This window comes from Salinicoccus roseus, assembly GCF_003814515.1.
In the GTDB taxonomy this organism is placed as follows: domain Bacteria; phylum Bacillota; class Bacilli; order Staphylococcales; family Salinicoccaceae; genus Salinicoccus; species Salinicoccus roseus.
In genome coordinates, this window is the sequence record NZ_RKQJ01000003.1 from 335,178 (window position 1) to 356,422 (window position 21,245).

The 21,245-nt window shown below is 49.0% G+C and carries 17 protein-coding genes and 1 rRNA gene; 3 read left to right on the forward strand and 15 right to left on the reverse strand.

Going from position 1 to position 21,245, the window contains the following annotated elements; translation table 11 throughout:
* Window positions 1–27 precede the first annotated feature (27 nt).
* Both groL and groES read right to left on the reverse strand, forming a co-directional pair.
* Window positions 28–1,653, reverse strand: coding sequence for a chaperonin GroEL (groL, locus tag EDC33_RS10875; protein ID WP_040105768.1), 1,626 nt, complete (start codon window positions 1,651–1,653; stop codon window positions 28–30).
* Between the two features lie 61 nt (window positions 1,654–1,714).
* Window positions 1,715–1,999, reverse strand: coding sequence for a co-chaperone GroES (gene groES, locus EDC33_RS10880; RefSeq protein WP_094907359.1), 285 nt, complete (start codon window positions 1,997–1,999; stop codon window positions 1,715–1,717).
* Window positions 2,000–2,173: 174 nt separating this feature from the next.
* Here groES and EDC33_RS10885 point away from each other — a divergent pair, with 174 nt between their 5' ends.
* Window positions 2,174–2,926: a CPBP family intramembrane glutamic endopeptidase gene (locus EDC33_RS10885; protein ID WP_124011195.1), complete on the forward strand. Its 753-nt coding sequence runs from the start codon at window positions 2,174–2,176 to the stop codon at window positions 2,924–2,926.
* A 382-nt stretch (window positions 2,927–3,308) separates the two neighbouring features.
* On the opposite strand, the gene EDC33_RS10890 is transcribed toward EDC33_RS10885, so the two are convergent.
* The gene (locus tag EDC33_RS10890; protein ID WP_124011196.1) at window positions 3,309–6,941 is read right to left on the reverse strand and encodes a S8 family serine peptidase; all 3,633 of its coding nucleotides are present in this window, start codon (window positions 6,939–6,941) and stop codon (window positions 3,309–3,311) included.
* A gap of 136 nt (window positions 6,942–7,077) precedes the next feature.
* Window positions 7,078–8,508, reverse strand: coding sequence for a phosphate--AMP phosphotransferase (locus EDC33_RS10895; RefSeq protein ID WP_124011197.1), 1,431 nt, complete (start codon window positions 8,506–8,508; stop codon window positions 7,078–7,080).
* Between the two features lie 134 nt (window positions 8,509–8,642).
* Between EDC33_RS10895 and EDC33_RS10900 the strand changes: the two genes are divergently transcribed.
* Window positions 8,643–10,343 carry a M3 family oligoendopeptidase gene (locus EDC33_RS10900; protein WP_124011198.1) on the forward strand — a complete coding sequence of 567 codons (1,701 nt, stop codon included), beginning with the start codon at window positions 8,643–8,645 and terminating at the stop codon, window positions 10,341–10,343.
* 34 nt (window positions 10,344–10,377) lie between these two features.
* Here the strand turns inward: EDC33_RS10900 and EDC33_RS10905 are convergent, their stop codons facing one another.
* From EDC33_RS10905 to EDC33_RS10930, 6 genes are all read right to left on the reverse strand, one after another.
* Window positions 10,378–11,781 carry a prolipoprotein diacylglyceryl transferase gene (locus EDC33_RS10905; RefSeq protein ID WP_124011199.1) on the reverse strand — a complete coding sequence of 468 codons (1,404 nt, stop codon included), beginning with the start codon at window positions 11,779–11,781 and terminating at the stop codon, window positions 10,378–10,380.
* Window positions 11,782–11,992: 211 nt separating this feature from the next.
* Complete coding sequence (locus EDC33_RS10910; protein ID WP_124011200.1) at window positions 11,993–12,829, reverse strand: MurR/RpiR family transcriptional regulator; 837 nt, start codon at window positions 12,827–12,829, stop codon at window positions 11,993–11,995.
* Window positions 12,830–12,942: 113 nt separating this feature from the next.
* A complete protein-coding gene (locus tag EDC33_RS10915; RefSeq protein ID WP_124011201.1) occupies window positions 12,943–14,418 on the reverse strand; it encodes a glycoside hydrolase family 32 protein in 1,476 nt (491 codons plus the stop codon).
* Window positions 14,419–14,431: 13 nt separating this feature from the next.
* Entirely contained in the window at window positions 14,432–15,193 is a 762-nt protein-coding gene (gene tatC / locus EDC33_RS10920) for a twin-arginine translocase subunit TatC (RefSeq protein WP_094907351.1), read from the reverse strand.
* A 50-nt stretch (window positions 15,194–15,243) separates the two neighbouring features.
* Window positions 15,244–15,480 carry a twin-arginine translocase TatA/TatE family subunit gene (locus tag EDC33_RS10925; RefSeq protein ID WP_170156417.1) on the reverse strand — a complete coding sequence of 79 codons (237 nt, stop codon included), beginning with the start codon at window positions 15,478–15,480 and terminating at the stop codon, window positions 15,244–15,246.
* A gap of 40 nt (window positions 15,481–15,520) precedes the next feature.
* A complete protein-coding gene (locus EDC33_RS10930) occupies window positions 15,521–16,213 on the reverse strand; it encodes a redox-sensing transcriptional repressor Rex (protein WP_124011202.1) in 693 nt (230 codons plus the stop codon).
* A 77-nt stretch (window positions 16,214–16,290) separates the two neighbouring features.
* Here EDC33_RS10930 and EDC33_RS10935 point away from each other — a divergent pair, with 77 nt between their 5' ends.
* Window positions 16,291–18,204 (forward strand): ABC-F family ATP-binding cassette domain-containing protein, encoded by a 1,914-nt coding sequence (locus tag EDC33_RS10935; RefSeq protein WP_124011227.1) that lies wholly within the window; start codon window positions 16,291–16,293, stop codon window positions 18,202–18,204.
* Between the two features lie 293 nt (window positions 18,205–18,497).
* On the opposite strand, the gene tsaD is transcribed toward EDC33_RS10935, so the two are convergent.
* From tsaD to rrf, 5 genes are all read right to left on the reverse strand, one after another.
* A complete protein-coding gene (tsaD, locus tag EDC33_RS10940) occupies window positions 18,498–19,520 on the reverse strand; it encodes a tRNA (adenosine(37)-N6)-threonylcarbamoyltransferase complex transferase subunit TsaD (protein ID WP_124011203.1) in 1,023 nt (340 codons plus the stop codon).
* Window positions 19,513–19,938: a ribosomal protein S18-alanine N-acetyltransferase gene (gene rimI, locus EDC33_RS10945; protein ID WP_124011204.1), complete on the reverse strand. Its 426-nt coding sequence runs from the start codon at window positions 19,936–19,938 to the stop codon at window positions 19,513–19,515. Before rimI ends, tsaD begins: the two co-directional genes overlap by 8 nt.
* Before the next feature lie 5 nt (window positions 19,939–19,943).
* On the reverse strand, window positions 19,944–20,600 hold the full coding sequence (gene tsaB, locus EDC33_RS10950) for a tRNA (adenosine(37)-N6)-threonylcarbamoyltransferase complex dimerization subunit type 1 TsaB (RefSeq protein WP_094907348.1): 657 nt from the start codon (window positions 20,598–20,600) through the stop codon (window positions 19,944–19,946).
* Window positions 20,581–21,048, reverse strand: a complete 468-nt coding sequence (tsaE, locus tag EDC33_RS10955) for a tRNA (adenosine(37)-N6)-threonylcarbamoyltransferase complex ATPase subunit type 1 TsaE (protein ID WP_124011205.1) — start codon at window positions 21,046–21,048, stop codon at window positions 20,581–20,583. Before tsaE ends, tsaB begins: the two co-directional genes overlap by 20 nt.
* 107 nt (window positions 21,049–21,155) lie before the next feature.
* A 5S ribosomal RNA gene (gene rrf, locus EDC33_RS10960) occupies window positions 21,156–21,245 on the reverse strand; the annotation flags it as partial.

Here is a 21,245-nt window from a genome sequence, read left to right on the forward strand (position 1 = left end):
CAGCCTCACGTGTGAGGGAAGCCTCTATTACATCATTCCTGGCATGCCGCCCATGCCGCCACCTGGGTCTCCGCCGCCATTCTCTTCTGGAATGTCAGCGACTACCGCTTCTGTAGTGAGGAACATTGCTGCGACAGAACCGGCATTCTGCAGTGCAGAACGTGTAACTTTTGTAGGGTCCACGATACCTGCATCGATCATGTTCACCCATTCGTCAGTTGCTGCATTGAATCCGATGCCCGGCTCCTGTGTCTTGAGGCGTTCCACGATGACGGAACCTTCAAGGCCAGCGTTTTCAACGATCTGACGGAGTGGTGCTTCGAGTGCTTTCAGTACGATGTTGATGCCTGTCTTCACATCGCCCTCGGCTTCGATTTCGGAAACTTTGTTGAAGATGTTGACCAGTGCAGTTCCCCCACCGGCTACGATGCCTTCTTCCACGGCAGCGCGTGTGGAGTTGAGTGCATCTTCGATGCGGAGCTTACGCTCTTTCATTTCAGTTTCAGTTGCTGCACCGACTTTGATGACTGCAACACCACCGGAAAGTTTCGCAAGACGCTCCTGAAGTTTTTCCTTGTCGAAGCTTGAAGAAGTCTCTTCGATCTGGGATTTGATCTGGCCGATGCGCGCTTCGATGTTGTTCTTCTCTCCAGCACCTTCAACGATTGTCGTATCGTCTTTTGTCACATTGACTTTGGACGCTGTACCGAGCATGTCGACAGTCGCGTCTTTCAGGTCGAGTCCGAGGTCTTCAGTGATGACCTGGCCGCCTGTCAGTACTGCGATATCTTCGAGCATCGCTTTGCGGCGGTCGCCGAATCCAGGTGCTTTGACTGCGATTGCAGTGAATGTGCCGCGCAGCTTGTTGAGCACCATGTTCGCCATTGCGTCGCCTTCGACATCATCAGCGATGATGAGGATCGGACGGGACTGCTGTACGATCTGCTCGAGCAGTGGCAGTACATCCTGGAAATTGGAGATCTTCTTATCAGTGACAAGAATATAAGGGTTATCGAGATCCGCTACCATCTTCTCGGAATCCGTCACCATGTAAGGTGAAGTGTAGCCACGGTCGAACTGCATGCCTTCCACGACTTCGAGTTCAGTCTTGAACCCACGGGATTCTTCAATAGTGATGACACCGTCGTTTCCGACCTTCTCCATTGCTTCGGAAATGTATTCCCCAACTTCCGGATCGTCTGCTGAAATCGCACCGACCTGTGCAATGGATTCCTTGTCCTGTACGGGACGGGAAATGTTCTGCAGCTCTTCCACCGCAACTTCCACAGCTTTGGAGATACCAGATCTGATGCCTACAGGATTGGCACCGCTTGTGACGTTCTTGAGGCCTTCCTGGATCATTGCCTGTGCAAGTACCGTTGCAGTCGTCGTACCGTCACCAGCGATTTCGTTCGTCTGGTTCGCCACTTCTGCGACAAGCTTTGCACCCATGTTTTCATATGCATCTTCGAGTTCGATTTCCTTTGCGATCGTCACGCCGTCATTTGTGATGAGCGGTGAAGTGAAGGACTTATCAAGAACAACATTGCGTCCCTTTGGTCCAAGTGTGACTTTCACAGCATTTGCCAATTTATCTACACCAGCGAGCATGGACTGGCGTGCATCTTCAGAGAATTTCAGTTCTTTAGCCATTATCAATCATTCCTCCTATACGAATCTAAATCTAATGCTTTGCGCTTTAATTTTTGGACGCCTATTCGATGACTGCAAGAATGTCAGTATCGGCAAGGACGAGATAGTCTTTATCATCGTGTTTCAGTTCAGTACCAGCAAACTTGGAATAGACGACGCGATCTCCCTCTTTGACTTCAAGCTCGACGCGGGTTCCGTTATCCAATACTCTTCCTGGACCTACTGCAACCACTGTACCCTCCTGTGGTTTCTCCTTGGCGGATTCAGTCAGAATGATACCGCTTTTTGTAGTTTCTTCCTTTTGAGTCAGATCGATGACGACTCTGTTGCCTAATGGTTTCAACACGTGAAAGCCCTCCTTTATATAGTACAAACATCATTAGATTTAGCACTCAGGCGTTCGAAGTGCTAACAATTAAATAATAATCAAAGTTGGTCAATATTGCAAGTATTTTCTCTTTGCTTTATCACCATAAATTTTTAGGGTAGAATAGCTGTATTGGAAAATGGAGGGTTTATCTTGAGACAGTTATATAGTGCATTAATCATCGTAATATTTTTAGCAGTACAGTTTGCCGTCGTGCCGGTTTCCATCATCATGGCTGCAGTCAATCCTTCAATCACCGAAGACCAGCTTCTTGATCAGGTGTTGCCGTATCAGGCGATCGCTTTCGCCATCGGAGTGATAGCGGTCATCATAATCGGACAGCTGCACAAGAACAAGAACCGGATCGAGCGCGGGCGTCAGGCGGATATTCCCGTAACAATCGCATGGATTATCGGTGGTGTCGTCCTCGCCTATGCTTCGCAAGTGATTGCCGGACTCGTGAATGTCTATGTGCTTGGCAATCCGATGGAAAGTGAAAACACTGCTGGAATCATAGATATGATACAATCCGCCCCATTCATGATACTCGTCGTTGCACTGCTCGGCCCCATCCTGGAGGAATACGTATTCCGCCGTGCCATATTCGGGGAGATATATGAAGTCGTGCCCGGACCGAAAGTCGTTGCCTTTCTTGTCGCCGGACTCGTCAGCGGACTCATCTTCGCCATCGCCCATTGGGACTTCACGCACATCCTCATATATGTCGTCATGGCCTATACATTCAGCTTCTTGTACATCATCACCGGCAGGCTGCTCGTACCGATCATGGTGCATATGCTCATGAATGGACTGGTTGTGCTGCTCCAGCTGATGTTCCAGGATTATATCAAGCAGATGGAAAACATACAGAATGGCCTTGGCGTGATCATACGACTGCTGATGTAGTTATACACGCATAACGAACGGAGTGCTCCTGCACCCGTTCTTTTTTATTTTCTTTATGGGGGTGAATGGAGATCCAACTTGCCATCGTTTCGTCTGCGACGGTGAATTAAGCCTCCAACTCGCCGTCGTTTCGTCCGCGACGGTGAATTAAGCCTCCAACTCGCCGTCGTTTCGTCTGCGACGGTGAATTAAGTCTCCAACTCGCCGTCGTTTCGCCTGCGATGGTGAATTAAGTCTCCAACTCGCCGTCGTTTCGCCTGCGATGGTGAATTAAGCCTCCAACTTGCAGTCGTTTCGTCTGCGACGGTGAATTAACAGCCACCTCTTCAAAATAAAACGGATTCCATGAAGCATATCCCATGGAATCCGTTTTTCAATACCTTCAGTTCTGTTCAATCACTACATATGATGATGGTACCGTCGTTTCTATCACCTGCTGCTTCTTGTTGTATTTTGATTTGACGACTGTTTCTGCCGCAATATCATACACATCAAAATGTCTGCCTGGTGCTTCGATCATGACGCTCATCGCAGAATCGAGCTGCGTGATGGTTTCTTCTGCTTCTCCAATGATGCCCGTCAGTATGACTTCATGGATGTCGCTGACATGATTCGGTTCGGATGACTCGGAACGCATTAGCGTAACTTCCACACTGTCGTATTGGGCAAACTGCTGGAAGTTTCCGACTGTCAGCTGGACGGCGGAACCGTCGACATTGAGCACAACCGTCTTGTTCGGACGCATTTCAGCAAACTGGGAAATCAGTGTATTGGAGAGGCTGATGGTTGCTGAGCCTTCATCCACGTATGCTTCCGGTATGTTCACATGGATATCCTTGATGTTATTCCTTGTGATGCCGTCCCCGATATCCGCTTCAGTGACTGCGTATGCTTCAACAGGCGTCTCCCCTCCTGGAAGCTCGTCCTGGCCTTCAGTAATCACATCTGCGTCAAAATCGACCGTGTAAGGATAGGAAGCACTGTTTCCGGCAGCATCTGCGAATTCAAGCGTCAGATGATATGCGCCGGTATAGCCTGTGAAGTCCATCGCCAGACTTCCATCGGCATTGAGTTCTACTGTTCCTTCTTCATCCGCCGTGCCATTTGAAAGCACGTAGGTTGCATTGATCATGTCGTTCGGATGATAGCTCATGCCGTACATCTCCTGCAATGAAGGCAATGCTTCGATATACAGGTCTGTGACAGCCGCAGTGATGATTCCGGATGCAACTGCCGGCTCTGCAACTTGTGTGGCTTCACGTTTGACGAACAGTGGCCCGTCATACTCAAGTTCTATGCCGCCCTCATGCAGTGAAATGGCATCGATGGTGTAGACGCCGTCCGGCACGTCGGAATAGACGTATTCGTCATTTTCAATATTGTACATCGTACCGTCGATCGGGACCGTGATGTCGGACTGGATGCCCGTTTCGAAGGCGAAGTCCCCGATATAGCCGTCAGCTGCAGGACCGGCTGACGGATTCAGCAGATCGAACCAGCTGAACTGTGTCATTTCCTGCGGGTTGTGGAATGCGGCATATACGGATGTCTCATCCTGTACGCCGTCCCCATTTGGTGACATATGATAGTCATTCAGTGCGAACTCTGCAAATCCTTGCTTCAGCGGTTCCCCGAATCCGACTGCAAATGGTACGGAATACGTACCGGAGCCGCTGGAGACGTTGATGTAGCCCAGGAATTCATTACCCGGCTCTGCTGTTCCTGCAGGGATATCCAGTGTGAATTCCACAGTCTGGCTGCCGTTCACCGTCACCGAGTTCATGCTCGGTGTCAGGGTAGCACCTGCCATGGCGCCTGTCGGTGCCTTGGTCGTAACGACTTCAAAACTGTATGTGCCTCCGGAAGTGCTCTCGATGATCAGATCCTTCGTCACCGTCCTGGCAGCATCTCCAGGACTTTCATATCCGAATGACATCGTACCCCGAGTATGGGTATGCGTCGTGCCATCCATTGTGGATTCGTGCGGCACTTTGATCAGTGTATCCGTCGTTGCTGCCGCGTATGGCTGGACAAGTCCTGCACCCTGGGCAAACACATCGAATGCTGAAGTATCCAGCACTTTTGCCGTGTTGCTCATTGCGGATTTGACATCGAATGGACCCCACTCAGGATTCAGTTCCAGTATCAGTGCTGCAATTCCGGCAGCATGTGGTGTCGCCATTGAAGTACCCGTGTACTGGGCATAGGCTTTCTCATAGCCGTCTCCGGTAGATGCGAATGCCGGAATCGTTGAAAGGATGTTCGTTCCAGGTGCTGCGATATCCGGTTTGATATCGAAGTTTGGTGTCGATGGTCCTCTTGAAGAGGATGCATTCACCTGGTCTCCTGCCGTCATTGTGTCCTCGAAGCTGTTGAACGTAACCTGTCCGCTTCCGGATTCCAATGCAGCGGCAAATTCAGCACCGACTGTGTGTGATATATCCAATGTCGGGATATAGTCGAATGCCGTACCGAGGAATATATCCACCGGCCCCGGCGCATTTGACCCATCTGCCGAGTTGTAGATGATGACGCCGCGGGCGCCATTTTCACGTGCATTCCATATCTTGTCGACAAATGCGATCTCACCCCGCTGGATCAGCGCAATCCTGCCTTCGACATCCACACCTTCAAAGTCTTCAGATGCACCGATTCCCGGTACATTGACCACTTCCATTGCCGTGTCGAGCTGCGTTTCAGGGTGGGTACCCATCATGAATGCCATGAAGTTGGCATCAAGCGTCTCTGAAAATCCTTCCGCTTCAAGCGTGACGTTGGAAGCGACACGCTGTTCAGGCAGTGTGGTATTGCCGACGCTGATCGCCATCGTACTTGTCGCCGGTCCGCCGACCGTCGACCGCTCAGGACCCGAGTTCCCCGTCGCTGCAAGGGATACGGTGCCAAGCAACATCGCATTGTTCAATGCAAATGAGTTGGCCTGGCTTTCGTCGCTCAGCGTATTGCCGAGTGAGAGGTTGATGACATCCATGCCATCCTCCACTGCACCCTCGACGCCCCCGACGATCCATGATGTATAGCCGCTGCCGTATGCGCCGAGCACACGATAGGCATACAGGTCGACTGCCGGCGCCACACCGATCATGCCGTAGTCGTTGTTGCCCTGCGCTGCGATCGTACCCGCTACGTGCGTACCATGGGTCGTCCAGTAGGAGCTGCCGTTCTGGTCGTATTCAGGCATCCCTTCCGGGCGCTCCTCCGGTTTTGTTTCATACGGGTCATCTGCGGGACGCTCCGTATTGTAGTCAGGGCCGTTTACATAGTTCCTGCCGCCCTTGTATACACCGGCAAGGTCAGGGTGGTTATAGTCTATGCCCGTATCGATGACACCGACTTTGACGCCCTGCCCCCTGTTGCCGAGTTCCCACACCTTTGGAATGCCAAGATGCGTGATGCCTTTGATGTAGTTTGGCGAAATGTCTTCATCCGACACATCCGTAAGGCCTTCTATATCCTCACCATGTCCATTGCCCGTCTCAGGATCCAGCTGGACGTAGAAGTCCTCTTCGACGAGGGCCACTTCTTCAACTTCGAGCAGCTTGTCGAGATCTTCTGCTGCAACAGTCATGGACTGGGCATTCAGCACAGTGTTATATGTACTCCCTTTGGAAAAGTTGATGTTTTTATTCCTCATGCTGTGTTCTGCCTGCTGCTGCTGCTTCTCTATCTTCTCCTTGATCTTTCCAGCATCAAGATTGGACCATTTCTTCCCCTGCGACTGGACAATGCCTTTTTGGAGTCCGACGGAAGGTTCCCTGAAATGTACAATGACATTCACGTTCCCCGACTTGTCCCTCAGGCTTTCCCCAAGCTGGGCCGGCCCGGTCAATACTTCCATCTGGGCCTCTACATTTTCATATTTCTCCAGGTGCGATTCATCCAGTGATGGCGACCGCTGCGGTTTACCGAGCTCATTTGCAAGCACTTCGGAACTAAAAGTACTGAATATCATGAGCATGACGGCAAACAGGAGAAATATCCGTTTGGCTGACTGCATCTATTCTTCCCCCTTTATATTTCCAACTATTTAAAATATTCTAAAATAAATAGTTGCCATTTATAGGATATACATTTTCCGGGAAACCTGCAAGAATTATTTCGAATTCCGTAAAAAAACCGGCCGAAGCCGGTTTCTATTCCTTTTCCAGACGCGCTTCGCATGCTTCAATGACTTTCCTGAGCGCGGTGATTCTGGCGTATTTCTTGTTGTTACCCGCCACAACGTGCCACGGTGCATGGGCAGTGTGCGTCCTGCGTATCATATCTTCACTCGCTTCAACATACAAGTCCCACTTTTCCCTGTTCCGCCAGTCTTCATCTGTCAGTTTCCACTGCTTATCCGGATCATCCTGACGGTCTTCGAAGCGTTCAAGCTGCTCATCCTTATCCAGGGAGAGGAAGAACTTCAGGACGATTGCTCCGGAGTTGTACAGTGATTTCTCAAAGTCATTTATCTCTTCATATGCCTGGTTCCATTCCTTATTGGATGCAAATCCTTCGATGCGCTCCACGAGCACCCTGCCATACCAGCTCCGGTCATAGAAGCCGATGTGCCCGCTTCTTGGCACGTCGGTTGCGAAGCGCCATAGATAGTGATGCGCCAGTTCAATGTCCGTCGGTGCGCCCGTCGCATTGACCGTATAGCCGGTCGGGTCAAGCTTTTCCCTGATCCGCTTGATGTTGCCGCCCTTCCCGGCAGCATCCATGCCTTCATAGACGATTACCAGAGGAATCTTCTTCTCATAAAGCTCGAACTGTATCTCGCGCATTCTTTCCTGGAGTCCGGGGAGTATTTTTTTGTATTCCTTCTTCTTTATTTTCTCCTTCTCAAAATCGAAATCGAAGAATTCAGCTTCATAACCCTCGGAGAACGCGCCATCCACCTCAGGTTCATCCGCCTTCTCCTCATCCTCTACACGCGCTTCAAGGCGGTCGATGATGGTCGAGAATAGAGTGTTGATCGCTTCCCCTTTGTCTTCAAAATCGATTACGGTCCATGGGCAGCCGGTCGGTGCGTCAAGGAAATGCTGCATTTCATTTTCATAATCCACCTCATCAAGCTGCTCCTCGAATTCCTCCGCCTTCCACTTCAGTATCGGGTTGCTCTTGAGCTTTTCGATATGCCGGGTCCTCACTTCCTCACTCGTATGCACGTAGAACTTGATGATCTCATAGCCATTATTCATCAGCATTTCTTCAAAATTGTCGATGTCCTGCTTGATGTCGACATACTCCGTTCTGACGTTTTCCCGTATATTCCGTGTCTTATAGTCGATGTATTGGGCATACCAGCTTCTGAAATGGATGTTGATATCCCCATTTTTCGGCAAGTGGTTCCAATACCTCTGCAGGAAAGGATATCTCAGGTCGATGTCCCTCGGCGGACGGGTCGCCATGAAGTCTGTATATTTGGCATCAAGCGCCATATAGAGGGCGTTTGACAGCCGTGATTTCCCGGAAGCCGGCGGTCCTTCGATCACTATCATGAGGGGGATGCCCATTTCCTTCGTCTTCCTGGCCATCTCCCCAATTCTTGTTTCCAATGCTTCATCCACATCTACCATACAATTCTCTCCTTTTTATCCTTCTTTATCCTACACTACCCATAAAACAAATAATCTGAACATATTAAAAATTTGTCTGTCCATTTATTCCATGTGGTAAAATATAACTGAACAAATGTTTAGGGGGATGTATAATGGCACTTACTTTTAACGATTATAAATATGAAAGACCCGACCTCGCTAAGATCTCTTCCGAGGTGGACGACCTGCTCAACGATTTCAAGGCAAAGACATCTGCTGAAGAGCAGGGAAGGGTCATCGATGAACTGAACAAGCATTTCAATCACCTTTCCACGATGAGCACTCTTGCCTACATACGGGCATCCATTGATACAAAGGACGCATTCTATGATAAGGAAAGGGATTTCTTCGACGAATATGGCCCTGCAATACAGGAAATCGACCATAAGTACTATGAGGCGATTGCCTCAAGCCCTTACAAGGAAGCGCTTGAAGAACGCTATGGTAAGCAGCTGTTCGCCCTTGCGGATAATGCCATCAAAGGGTTCGATCCGAAAGTGAAGTCACTCCTCCAGAAGGAGAACAGGCTTGATTCCGAATACTCCAAACTGTTGGCTTCTGCAGAAATCGAATTCGATGGCAAGGTGCTCAACCTCTCGGAATTCGGACCATATGCGCAGCATACCGACCGGTCCATGAGAAAAGGGGCCACCGAAGCGGTCCAGGGCTTCATGGGTGAGCACCTGGAGAAGATTGACCAAATATTCGACGACCTCGTCAAGACCCGTCATGAGATTGCCCGGGAACTCGGCTACAAGGATTTCGTAGAACTCGGGTACATCCGGATGAACCGCATCGATTATGATCGGGACATGGTCGAGAATTTCAGGCGCCAGGTGGCGGAGCATGTCGTACCGCTTGTGACAGAACTCAAGGAACGGCAGCGCAGGAGGATCGGCCTGTCCGAACTTAAGTCGTATGATGAATCCTTCGACTTCATCACCGGTAATGCCACGCCAAAAGGCGGGACGGAAGAAATCCTCAAAAATGGTGAAAAGATGTACAGGGAACTTTCTCCGGAAACGGATGAGTTCTACAAGTTCATGAGGGAACGTGACCTCTTCGATGTCGAAGCGAAGAAGGGCAAGGAAGGCGGCGGATACTGCACGTTCATTCCAGAGCATGCCTCACCTTTCATCTTCTCGAACTTCAACGGCACACTGGATGACGTCACCGTACTTACACATGAAGCCGGGCATGCATTCCAGAGTTACATGTCCCGGGAATTCGAAGTGCCGGAATACCAGTTCCCGACGCTTGAAGCCGCTGAAATCCATTCGATGAGCATGGAGTATTTCACCTATCCCTGGATGGAGCTCTTCTTCAAGGAGGATATAGACAAATTCAAGTTCACACATATGGCGGACAATATATCCTTCCTCCCCTACGGTGTGGCCATCGATGAATTCCAGCACATCGTCTATGAGAATCCGGAACTGACTCCTGAAGAGCGGCGCCAGGAGTGGAAGAAGCTTGAGGATAAATACCTGCCCCACCGGGATTATGATGGCATAGAACCCCTCTCCAGCGGGTCATTCTGGCACCGCCAGGGCCATGTCTTCGGTGTTCCATTCTATTATATCGATTATACACTTGCCCAGGTCTGTGCCCTGCAGTTCTGGAAGCGTGCGAATGAAGACTTTGAAGCAGCCTGGGCCGACTATGTCGAGCTGTGCAAATTGGGAGGCTCACTGCCATTCAACGCGCTCGCAAGATCTGCGAACCTGACCTCCCCATTCGAAGACGGCTGCCTTGAATCGGTCGTCGGTGAAGTTAAAGACTACTTGAATTCCATAGACGACAAATCACTATAGAAAAATCCCCATTCTTCGGAATGGGGATTTTCTGTTATTTGCATTTTTTGCTGTTCGGTCTTCTTGTAATGAAGAGCAGTATCGCTCCTGCTATCAGAAGCGTCGTACCGTACAGGATGGTATAGTCCGTCTCTCCCGTATCCGGGAGTGATGTGCGGTCTGTTGAAGCCGTGACACCCTCTTCATTCTTTATTTCTTCTTCTATTTCGATGATATCCGATTCATCTACATCTTCTTCAGGCATGATCTTCGATGACATCAGACGATTGACCCTCTTATCAAGGAGGTTCAACTGCTCCTCAGAAGTACCTGGATTGAGCGAAATGCCTTCCAGAATATTGCCATGATCATAACGGTAGTACTTCTGTACACTGCCACTTCGATCATCAGCCGGCTGCGCCACTTCCGGTTCCCGGGGTTGCCCTTCCTCTGACGATATCTCAGGGACAGCCGCTTCCCTTCCATCTTCTACATCTTCACCGGCTGGATTTCCATCAGAAGGTTGAGTGGATTCTCCTGTCACTTCTTCCTTGGTACCGTCCGCTTCAACCGATGCTTCAGATGTGGCCTCCTGGACTGTCGCTTCTTCCGTCGATTGCTGCAGCGTATCTTCCTGCGCCGGTTCTGTCTGTGGTTCTGTTGTCGGCTCCTCTTCTGAAGGTGCTTCAATTGACGGTTCTGCCGTCTCCACTGTTGCTTCAGATGTGGACTCCTGGATTGTTGCTTCTTCCGTCGAAGATTCAGTCGTCTCGACTGTTGCTTCCTCCGTAGACTGCTCTACCGTCGCTTCAGGTGTGGACTCTTCCACCGGTTCTGATGACGGCTCCTCAATGGGTTCTTCTGCCGGTTCTTCCATCGAAGATTCAGTCGTCTCGACTGTTGCTTCCTCCGTAGGCTGTTCTAACGTCGCTTCAGGTGTAGACTCTTCCACCGGTTCTGATGACGCTTCAGTGGAAGGCTCAGCGGTCTCCATCGGTGCTTCCACCGTCGGTTCCTGGACCGTCTCCTCCTGAGTTGGCTCTTCAGTCGGCTCTTCCGCTGGTGCTTCAGAAGTTTCCTCCAATGTCGGTTCTGGGACGGGTTCGAGGCTGCCGTTCTCCTCAGAAGCAGGCTCTGCTGTCTGGCTTTCATGCACAGGTGGTGTTTCATCAGTTTCTTCTTCAGTGTTGTACTCTGAGATTGCCTGCTGCTGGACTTCCCTTTCCGGTGCACTCTCCGGCGACGATTCTACCAGCAGTTCCTGCTCCGCTGCTTCTTCAGTGGCTGCTTCGGCATTTTCTTCATTGGAAATCGATTCTGCAGATGCTTCTGTACTTTCCTCTGTGGTCGAAACAGCATCTGTTTCATCAGCTTCTATTACTGTATCAGTATTATATGTGAATATTGCAGATGCAATCAGAAGGGATGCGATACTTGATTTCATCAGTTTTTCTTTCAAAATAATTCCCCCATCGGCTATGCCACCATTTAACAATATACCCATTATATTTGAAGGCAGCAGAGGTATCTACCAATTTTCCATCTTGTTACATAACCTTAATATAGGGACGGGATTCGGGATGAATATTTCAATAATATTTCAATATGGTAAAGGTTGAAGCGGCATCTCCACCACATTAAAAATCCCCTTCATAATTGAAGGGGAATGATCAGTGGGTGACATCGTATGTCTTGATGATCGTATCATATGCAGAGGCGCCAAGTTCCCGGCAGATATAGAAGAACAGCACATCACAGATGACCAGCTGCGCGATGCGGCTTGTCATGTTCATATATTGTATATTCGTCTCTTCTTCAGTGATCTCTATCGCGATATCGGCGTTCCTTTTTGCGATGGAAGCATGATTCTGTGTCAGGATGATCGTTTTGACCCCGAGCTTCTTGGCCAGTTTCACAACTTCCACTACTTCTTTCGTCTTGCCCGACAAAGTGATGAGGAAGAGTACATCGTTCTCCTTTGCATTGGACAACCGCGTCATGCACAGATATTTATCGGCGGTAAAGAAGGCGTTTATATTGACCCTATGTAGCTTCTGTTCGAGTTCATTCCCAACATTCGCCGAATCCCCGACCCCGAATATGAATGTGTTCTCCGATTTGGCGAAAAGATGGGCCGCCTCCTTCATCGCCTTCCTGTTGACGATCTTTTCAGTATTATAGAGTGCCTGGATGGTATTTTTGAATACTTTATCAAAAATATCCTTATGCGTGTCCTGTTCAAGATCGATGACCCTGGAGATGTTCTCCTTTTCCAGCGTATGGAGTTCCTTTGCAAGCTCCACCTTCAATTCCTTGATGCCTGCAAGTCCGATCCTCTTGGAAAACCTGACGATCGCCGCGTCACTGGTGTCGCTGTTTCTCGCAATGTCCTTCACCGGCATGTTGATCACTTTCGTGGGGTTGTCCAGCATGAAATTTGCAATGCGCTGCTCCACTGGGGTCATATATTCAAATCGTTTACGAATCTGGCTCAATACCGAAAACATGTCTTCCCTCTCCTCTCACCCTAGCTTGTGTAGATTAATAATAACAAAATAATCAATCAATTATAAGCAGAATTGAAATTAATTTATGTTTGAATACTGAAATTACATTTACTCTACCTATGATCGAGCACCGGTTTTAAAGACAGCTGCTTCAAACTGTATCTGGTCATCTTGACATGGCAGCTTCCGATTTCCGTAGATACCTCCATGCCCGTCGCTCTATCGGAGGGGAAGATGCGTGCCGTCATTACCGCTTCCCCGTCATTGGCGAAGATTTCGATGCTTGAGACATCAACGAATATATGAAGGCTTGCAAGCGGAGAATCAAGAACAACCTTCCTGTCTGTTCCGTCCACATTCTCGGGCATTGCACCGCTGAAGGCCGTATCCAGAATAAGTGTCTGAGTATCCGTCTCATAGATCAGGCTCGTCTGCTCCCTTCTGCTCACCCTCAGATCGATATGGATGCGGGTCGCGTCGTTCTCAAGGATATCCATGACGAGTTCGTAGCTGTCCCCGTAGAAATCCCTCACTTTTTTTGGGCGGTGGTTGAAATAACCTTCAGCGGTCATCTCCGCTTCCCTCAGTTTCCTGAGTGACGCAGCCGGCCTCTGCTTCAATCTCCCTTCCTCAATCGACAATTCGCGGGGCAGGGTCAGACAATGCGACCAAGCCTCCCCGGTCGGATAGGCCGTCTCCTTCATCCCCATCCAGCCGATCATCAGACGTTCGCCATTCCCATTGCGGAGCGTCTTTGGTGCATAGAAATCGAAGCCATGGTCCAGTTCATGGAACGGGCCATGGTCGAGTGTCAATGCTTCGCAGTCCGCCTCACCGATGATATAGCCCGACTGATAGATGTTCCAATAGTTGTTCCTGTACTTGTCGAGCCCCTGCGGACAGAACATGAATACCTGGTGGCCGTCCAATTCAAAATAATCCGGTGCCTCCCACATGAAGCCGAACTGGTCGAGTCCGGTCTTCAATTCACCCCTGTACTCGAAAGACGAAGGTGTCTCCCCTTCAAAGACGAGGAGGCGGCCGTAATCTTCCGGGGAAGCGGCCCCGAGCAGCATGAAATGCCTGCCATCCTCATGCCAGACTTTCGGATCCTTCATCAACCAGCCGTACTCGGGCGGTACGCCTTTGATGACCGGTACCGTCCTGCCCGGATGAAGGGCACCAGCCTGTGTTGTGAAGGGGGTATATTGCTGATACACCGTGTTCGAACGCACTTCAGTGTGGTAGAGGTGGATATCTTCTTCCATTACAAAAGCGGAGCCTGAATAGGCTCCGTCCGACAACATCTTTACTATTCCCCTGTTCTCAAAATAAACAAGGTCATCCGAAGTCACATGATATAGGCATCTCGTTCTTTTGTCGGCAAAGGGGGACCATTGATAGAAGATATGGTACAAGCCCTCGTGGTGGACGAATCCGGCAATCGAATTCATGCTGCCGGCGATGGGCTGTACATGGTATTTCTGCCTCCACTGGTCATCCTGTGCCTTTTCAAGCCGTTCATTCAATGAGTCATTGTCCGCTTCTCCCAACGCTTTAAACGCTTCAGTGTTCGAATCGAATTTCACCCTGAATACCTCCCTAGTCGGAATCCAAAGATTCTTCTATTGCCTTCTGTTCTGCCTTCAAATGCCTCCGATAGCCGATTTTTGAAATGTATATGCTGATTTCGTATAGTACGATCATTGGTATCGTCAGCATGATATGCGTCATCAGATCTGGTGGGGCAATAAGCGCCGCAATCACCAGCAGGATGAAATAGGCATACTTTCTGTTCTTCTTTAGGAACATCGGTGTCAACAGGCCAAGCTGTGTCAGGAAAAGCACCAGGATCGGCATCTGGAATATGACACCGAATGGCAGGACTGTCCTGAAGAGGAAGCCGAAATACTGGTTGATGCCGATGGTCGTCTCGATTCCCATATCTTCCGAAAGCTCGAAAGTGAACTGGATGATATAAGGGACAAGTACGAAGTAGCCGAAAGCCATGCCGATCAGCATGAGGATCATGACGATCGGTATGTAGCTCAGCGTCAACTTCCGTTCATTTCCGTACAATCCCGGTGCCACAAATGCCCACAGCTGGTACATGATGACCGGCAATACCACTACAAGACCGATTATGACGATCACGAGCAGATAGATCTTCAACGGGTCCGTGACCTGGAATGCGTGCATTTGGATCGACTCTGCCCATGGGGCATTCTGCATCTGGTATATCAGTGGCTTGGAGAGGAAAAACCCTATAATCAACGCGCCGACAAAGAAATACATGACAATGAGCAGACGCTTCCTCAACTCTTCCAGGTGCTCGGTAAATTCTTTTTTTTCCGAGTCTGTCATCTTACTTTTCACCTCTTTAAAAAAAGGTGGCTTTCGCCACCTCCAAATCTCTATACTTTTGTTTCTTCAGCTTTTTCAACTTCAACTGCTTCAATTTTCTTCGGCTGCTTTTTTCTCTCGAGTTCTTCTTCTTCGTCATCATCGTCCGTAGCAAGGCCCTTGGTTGCGTCTTTAAATTCCTTTAAAGTGGAGCCCATTGCGCGTCCGAACTGAGGAAGCTTCTTGGGTCCGAATATGATCAATGCTACCACAGCGATTACAATCATACTTGTCGGCCCTACTGCCATAAGCGTCCCCGGCATAAACATTTCGAGCATATTACCCCTCCTAGATATGTTTCATATAAAAGAATAGCGCCTGCAATTCAACACTCAAATCTATATTGTGTACATAGATTCCATCATTTACGTCCAATCTGATAGGTGTGAAGTTGAGTATACCCTTGATGCCCGCATCTACAAGCCGTTCAGCCATCGCCTGGCTGACCTCTGCCGGCAGGGTGAGTATCGCAACGTCTATGTTATGTCTACTGACCATATCTTCAAGTTCATCTGGATGATATACTAATGTATCGTTGATGGATGTTCCAACAATTTCATCATTGCTGTCAAAGGCGGCAACTACGTTCATTCTATCATTTATATTACTGAATTTGTAGTTTAATAACGCGCTGCCCAGATTGCCGGCACCAATGATCGCAACATTCTTCACTTCATTCCCCTGGATGTGTTCCATGAAGAAGTTCAGAAGGCTTTTGACATTGTAGCCGTACCCTTTTCTGCCAAGCTCCCCAAAATAGGAGAAGTCTCGCCTTATAGTGGCAGAGTCAATATCCAATGCCTCACTGATCTCTCTGGATGAGACTCTGTCCACACCGGATTTTTCAGAGTTCTTAAAAAATCTATAGTATAAAGGGAGACGTTTCATAGTTGCATTTGGGATTTTCTTTTTACTGTTCAAATGTCCCACACCTCGTTTATTACACTCTGTTGATATATTATAGCATATCTCGATTTTCATAGTGTAGTCAATGCCGTTTAATTTCATCGTTTTTTTAATTTATTTATTGTAGACTTGAAGAAAGTGAGGTAATGAATATGATAGTGATGCAATTGGGAAATGTAAAGAAATCATTCGGTACAGACATGATTTTTGAAAATATAAATCTTGAAATAAAAAAGGGCGAAACCGTCGGCATCGTCGGGAAGAACGGTGCCGGAAAGACCACGCTCATGAAAATGATGGCAGGCGAACTTGGGCTTGATGAGGGCCAGATCACCACTCCGAAAGGCATCTCCATCGGCTACCTGACCCAGCAGATGACACTGGAATCCTCCCAGACTGTGCGGGATGAAATGATGCGGCCGTTCTCGCACCTGCTCCGCATCCAGGAGGAAATGCAGAAAGTGACGACCTGGCTGGCAGAACATGACTACGACGATCCTGCCTACAGCGAGCAGGTGGAACGCTATGATACCCTGCAGAATTCATTCGAGTCGCAAGGAGGGTACACGATCGATGCACAGATCAAGACTGTCATCACCGGACTCAATTTCACCAAGGACGACCTCGACCGCAACGTAGATGCATTCTCGGGCGGCCAGAAGACACGCCTCGCCCTGGGGCAGATGCTGCTGTCAAAACCGGACCTGCTCCTTCTCGATGAACCGACCAACCACCTGGACATGGACACCGTGGCTTGGCTTGAACAGTACCTGAACAGTTTTACGGGTGCAATCGCAATCATCAGCCATGACCGCTACTTCCTCGACCGCACGGTCGATAAGATCTTTGAGGTGGAGATGAACCGCGGGACACTCTATCACTCGAACTATACAAAGTACGTGAAGGAAAAGGAAAAGAACTACAGCCTTCGCATGAAAGCCTATGAACATCAGCAGAAGGAGATCAAACAGCTCGAAACCTTCGTCGAAAAGAACATCGCACGGGCTTCGACGAGCAATATGGCAAAAAGCCGCCGCAAGAAGCTTGAGCAGATGGACCGGATGGATACGCCGCAGATCGACAGAAAAAGTGCACGCTTCTCCTTCGATATAAAAAGGGAGAGTGGAAACGATGTCCTCCGTATCAAGAGCCTCGACATCGGATATGAAGAGACGCTGAACAGCGGCATCACCCTGAACGTCGATAAGGGGGACCGGCTGGCGATCATCGGTCCGAATGGCATAGGAAAATCCACGCTCGTCAAAACCATTGCGAAGAAGCTGCCCCGTCATGCGGGAGAAATCATCTACGGCACGAATGTCTCCATCGGCTACTATGACCAGAAGCAGGCCGAATTCACCTCCAACAGGAATGTCCTCGAAGAACTGTGGCATGAATATCCGAACATGAATGAAAGTGATGTCCGTAAAGTGCTGGGTCGTTTCCTGTTTACGCAGGATGAGGTGATGAAGAGTGTCAACGATCTGAGCGGCGGGGAAAAGGCCCGCATCCAGCTGGCTAAACTGATGCTCGAGAAGAATAACCTGCTCATCCTTGATGAGCCCACCAACCACCTGGACATCGACAGCAAGGAAGTTCTGGAGGAGGCACTCCAGAACTTCCCCGGCACCATACTATTCGTCTCCCATGATCGGTACTTCATCGACCGCATCGCCACCAAGATAGTGGAGATGGATCTTCAGCATCTCCAGACCTACAACGGAGACTATAGCTACTATCGTCATAAGAAGGAAGAACAGGCTTCCCTCGCAATCCAAGTGGAGAATCAGGAGGACAAAGGGCCGAACGGCACGGATTATGAACAGCAGAAGCAGAAAAGGAACGAGATGCAGAAGCTGAAGCGCAGCACAAGCAGGATGGAGGAACGCATCCAGGCGTTGGAAGAAGAAATCTCAGCAACCGAACAAAGACTTGCCGAACCCGAAGTTTATGAGGACTATGAGAAGGCCTCAGAATACAATGAGCAGTTGAATCTGCAGAAGGCACAGCTCGATGAACTGATGATCGAATGGGCTGCATTGGAGGAACAGCTGGAAGAGATATAAACCTGTTGCGAACATAGGTTCCATTTTAATGGAAGTCACGGGAAATGGACTTAACCACATTTTTATTCACAGCTGAAAGTGCACAGCACTGCATAATGCAGCGATCCATCCACAGGAGTAATAAGTTATGCACATAGTTGTGCACATTTATATCCCCAGTCCCCGCGGCGTTTACACAGCTTTTCACATTTTTATCAACAAGTTATCCACAGGCTGTTTAAAACAAATGTTCCGTATTGACAATCAAGGATGATACAAGAAAGCCATGTCCCAAAATTAAGGGACATGGCTTTCTATATACTGTATTCTTCTATATCGATGAAGTTTCTGCCATTCAGATCGAGTGTACCGAAGGCATCATTATTATAGAGATGGTAGGCTGCAGCGCCGATCATCGCTGCATTGTCGGTACAATACTTCAGCTGGGGTATGCTGAGCTTTATTCCCTGCTCCTGGCAGAGCATTTCAAAGCGGGACCTCAATCCACTGTTGGCGGCGACGCCTCCTGCAATGATCAGGTGGTCCACTCCATAGTTTCCGACAGCCATCATGGTCTTTTTCGTCAGCACATCAACGACGCTCTCCTGGAAACTTGTCGCCACATCCGCTTTATTTATTGTGATGTCCTTCTGCCTGTAGTTGTGCAGTGTGTTGATGACTGAAGACTTCAGTCCGCTGAAGCTGAAATCATAGCTGCCCGGTTCCAGGTAGGGTCTTGGAAAGTTGAAAGTATCTTCCCCTTCCCTGCTCAGACGGTCGATATGGGGGCCGCCGGGATAAGGAAGACCGATGACCCTCGCAACCTTGTCATAAGCCTCCCCCACCGCATCGTCCCTTGTTTCTCCGATGACCTCGAAAGACATGTGATCCTTCATATAAATCAGCTCGGTATGCCCTCCAGAAACAATGAGGGAGATGAGAGGAAATTTGAGTTCCTCTTCCAGCTGATTCGCATATATGTGGCCTGCGATATGATGGACGGGAATGAGGGGGAGGTCATGGGCAAAGCTGAATGCCTTGGCAGCATTGATGCCGACCAGCAATGCGCCGATCAGTCCCGGCCCTTCCGTTACTGCTACAGCGGAAAGGTCTGACGGCAGGAATCCTGCTTCCTCCAGTGCCTGCTCAATCACTACTGTGATGGTTTCAACATGGTGTCTCGAAGCCACTTCCGGTACCACACCACCGAAACGCTTATGGCTTTCTATCTGGCTGACGACCACATTCGACAATATTTCATTCCCATTCTTCACGATACTGCACGCCGTTTCATCACAGCTCGTCTCGATGCTCAGTATTATCACTTCTTCATTCATTCAGGCTCACCCACATGACATGTGCATCCTTTCCCGGTCCATAATAGTCCTTTCGTATTCCCCCATAGAGGAATCCTTCCTTTTCATACAGCTTCATGGCTCTATCATTGTCTATACTCACTTCCAATGAGAGTATATCTGCAGATCGACCCGCATATTCCTTCGCATGTTGAAGAAGCTGACGGCCATAGCCATTGCCCTGCTCTCTTCTGTCCACGGCGATTGTGGTGATCTGGCTCTGATCTATGACGAGCCATACGCCACAGTAGCCCACTATCCTGTCTTCCTTTTCAAGGACGAAGTAATAGGCAAACTGATTTGCTGTCAGTTCCCTGAGAAAAGATTCGATGTTCCATGATGTATTCGGAAATGAGGCTGATTCGATTTCATATACAGCTTCCAGATCATCAATTTCCATTCTTCTTATGACTGTGTGCGCTCCATCCAATTTTTCTCAGCCTCCGATACTTTTAAATATTCAGGCACCATCTGATGCACATCCTCCTGGCGTAGAATGGATGTGAACTTCTCTACAGAACTGATGCGTGGGACAGCATGTGTAAATGTCTCAAGGCCGCTGCTGAACTTCTCACCGGCATCTGCAAGTACGACGCCCCCATCATGCGCCTTCAATGAATCAAGCACTGTTTCGAGCTTCATATATCCTGCATCCATCACTTCTTCCAATGTGCTGCATTCTAGTTGATAAATTGCTGTGTAGACGTTTCCCCTCCGGCCATCAAACATTGGGGCCGTGATTCCTTCCCTGCCTGATGAAGCTGCTATGACAGCAAGAGAAGAGACGGAATAAAGGGGTATATTCAATGCATGTGCCAGCGTCTTGGCGATGGTTACACCGATACGCACCCCCGTGTAGGAGCCTGGCCCCCGTGCAACGATGATACGATCAATGTCCTCACGCTTGTAGCCCGTCATTTTAAATAGTTCATTGATGTATACCATCAATGTAGCAGAATGGGTCTTTTTCACAGTGGTATTTATTTCTGCCTGGCAATATCCATCCTTGTTGATTGCGACGGATAGCGGCCTGTTGGACGTGTCAATCAGAAGGGAAATCATTTTCAAGAGCCTCCAGTATTCTAGTGTATGTGGTCCCCTTTGCAGCAAAGCTGAAACGGCGTTTCTCATCACCCAGTGTTTCTATCCGAATGGACAAATGTTCATCAGGCAGAAATTCCTCTATATAGATTGGCCATTCCACAATCGATATATCATCCTCATTGAAATACTCGTCGAATCCAAGGTCCTCGTCACTTTCCTCAAGCCGGTAACAATCCATATGATGGATGGTATACTTGCCGGAATAGCTCTTGATGATATTGAAGGTGGGGGAACTCATCCTGCGTTTGACTCCAAGGGCCCTGCCTAAAAATTGGGTGAAGGTCGTCTTTCCTGCACCAAGGTCCCCGGAAAGGAGAATGACAGTACCCGGCTCAATATTCTTTTCCAATGCATTCGCAAGCCTTTCCGTCTCAGACAGACCGGTGACTTCAATACTGTATTCCATGTTCCAACCACCTTCATTAGATTCATAATGCCATTATACAAAAAAAGAGACCTGTAAAGGTCTCAATGCGGCTCATCGCATCCATAATTTTATTATGTATTGATACTGCCCGGCGGCGTCCTACTCTCACGGGACGTCAGTCCAACTACCATCGGCGCTGGAGAGCTTAACTGCTGTGTTCGGCATGGGAACAGGTG

Coding starts and splice junctions, on each gene's coding strand:
- groL (WP_040105768.1), bottom strand. CDS start 1,653: ATGGCTAAAGAACTGAAATTCTCTGAAGATGCACGCCAGTCCATGCTC.
- EDC33_RS10890 (WP_124011196.1), bottom strand. CDS start 6,941: ATGCAGTCAGCCAAACGGATATTTCTCCTGTTTGCCGTCATGCTCATG.
- EDC33_RS10895 (WP_124011197.1), bottom strand. CDS start 8,508: ATGGTAGATGTGGATGAAGCATTGGAAACAAGAATTGGGGAGATGGCC.
- EDC33_RS10900 (WP_124011198.1), top strand. CDS start 8,643: ATGGCACTTACTTTTAACGATTATAAATATGAAAGACCCGACCTCGCT.
- EDC33_RS10910 (WP_124011200.1), bottom strand. CDS start 12,829: ATGTTTTCGGTATTGAGCCAGATTCGTAAACGATTTGAATATATGACC.
- tatC (WP_094907351.1), bottom strand. CDS start 15,193: ATGACAGACTCGGAAAAAAAAGAATTTACCGAGCACCTGGAAGAGTTG.
- EDC33_RS10925 (WP_170156417.1), bottom strand. CDS start 15,480: ATGGCAGTAGGGCCGACAAGTATGATTGTAATCGCTGTGGTAGCATTG.
- EDC33_RS10930 (WP_124011202.1), bottom strand. CDS start 16,213: ATGAAAATCGAGATATGCTATAATATATCAACAGAGTGTAATAAACGA.
- EDC33_RS10935 (WP_124011227.1), top strand. CDS start 16,291: ATGATAGTGATGCAATTGGGAAATGTAAAGAAATCATTCGGTACAGAC.
- tsaD (WP_124011203.1), bottom strand. CDS start 19,520: ATGAATGAAGAAGTGATAATACTGAGCATCGAGACGAGCTGTGATGAA.
- rimI (WP_124011204.1), bottom strand. CDS start 19,938: ATGGAAATTGATGATCTGGAAGCTGTATATGAAATCGAATCAGCCTCA.
- tsaB (WP_094907348.1), bottom strand. CDS start 20,600: ATGATTTCCCTTCTGATTGACACGTCCAACAGGCCGCTATCCGTCGCA.
- tsaE (WP_124011205.1), bottom strand. CDS start 21,048: ATGGAATACAGTATTGAAGTCACCGGTCTGTCTGAGACGGAAAGGCTT.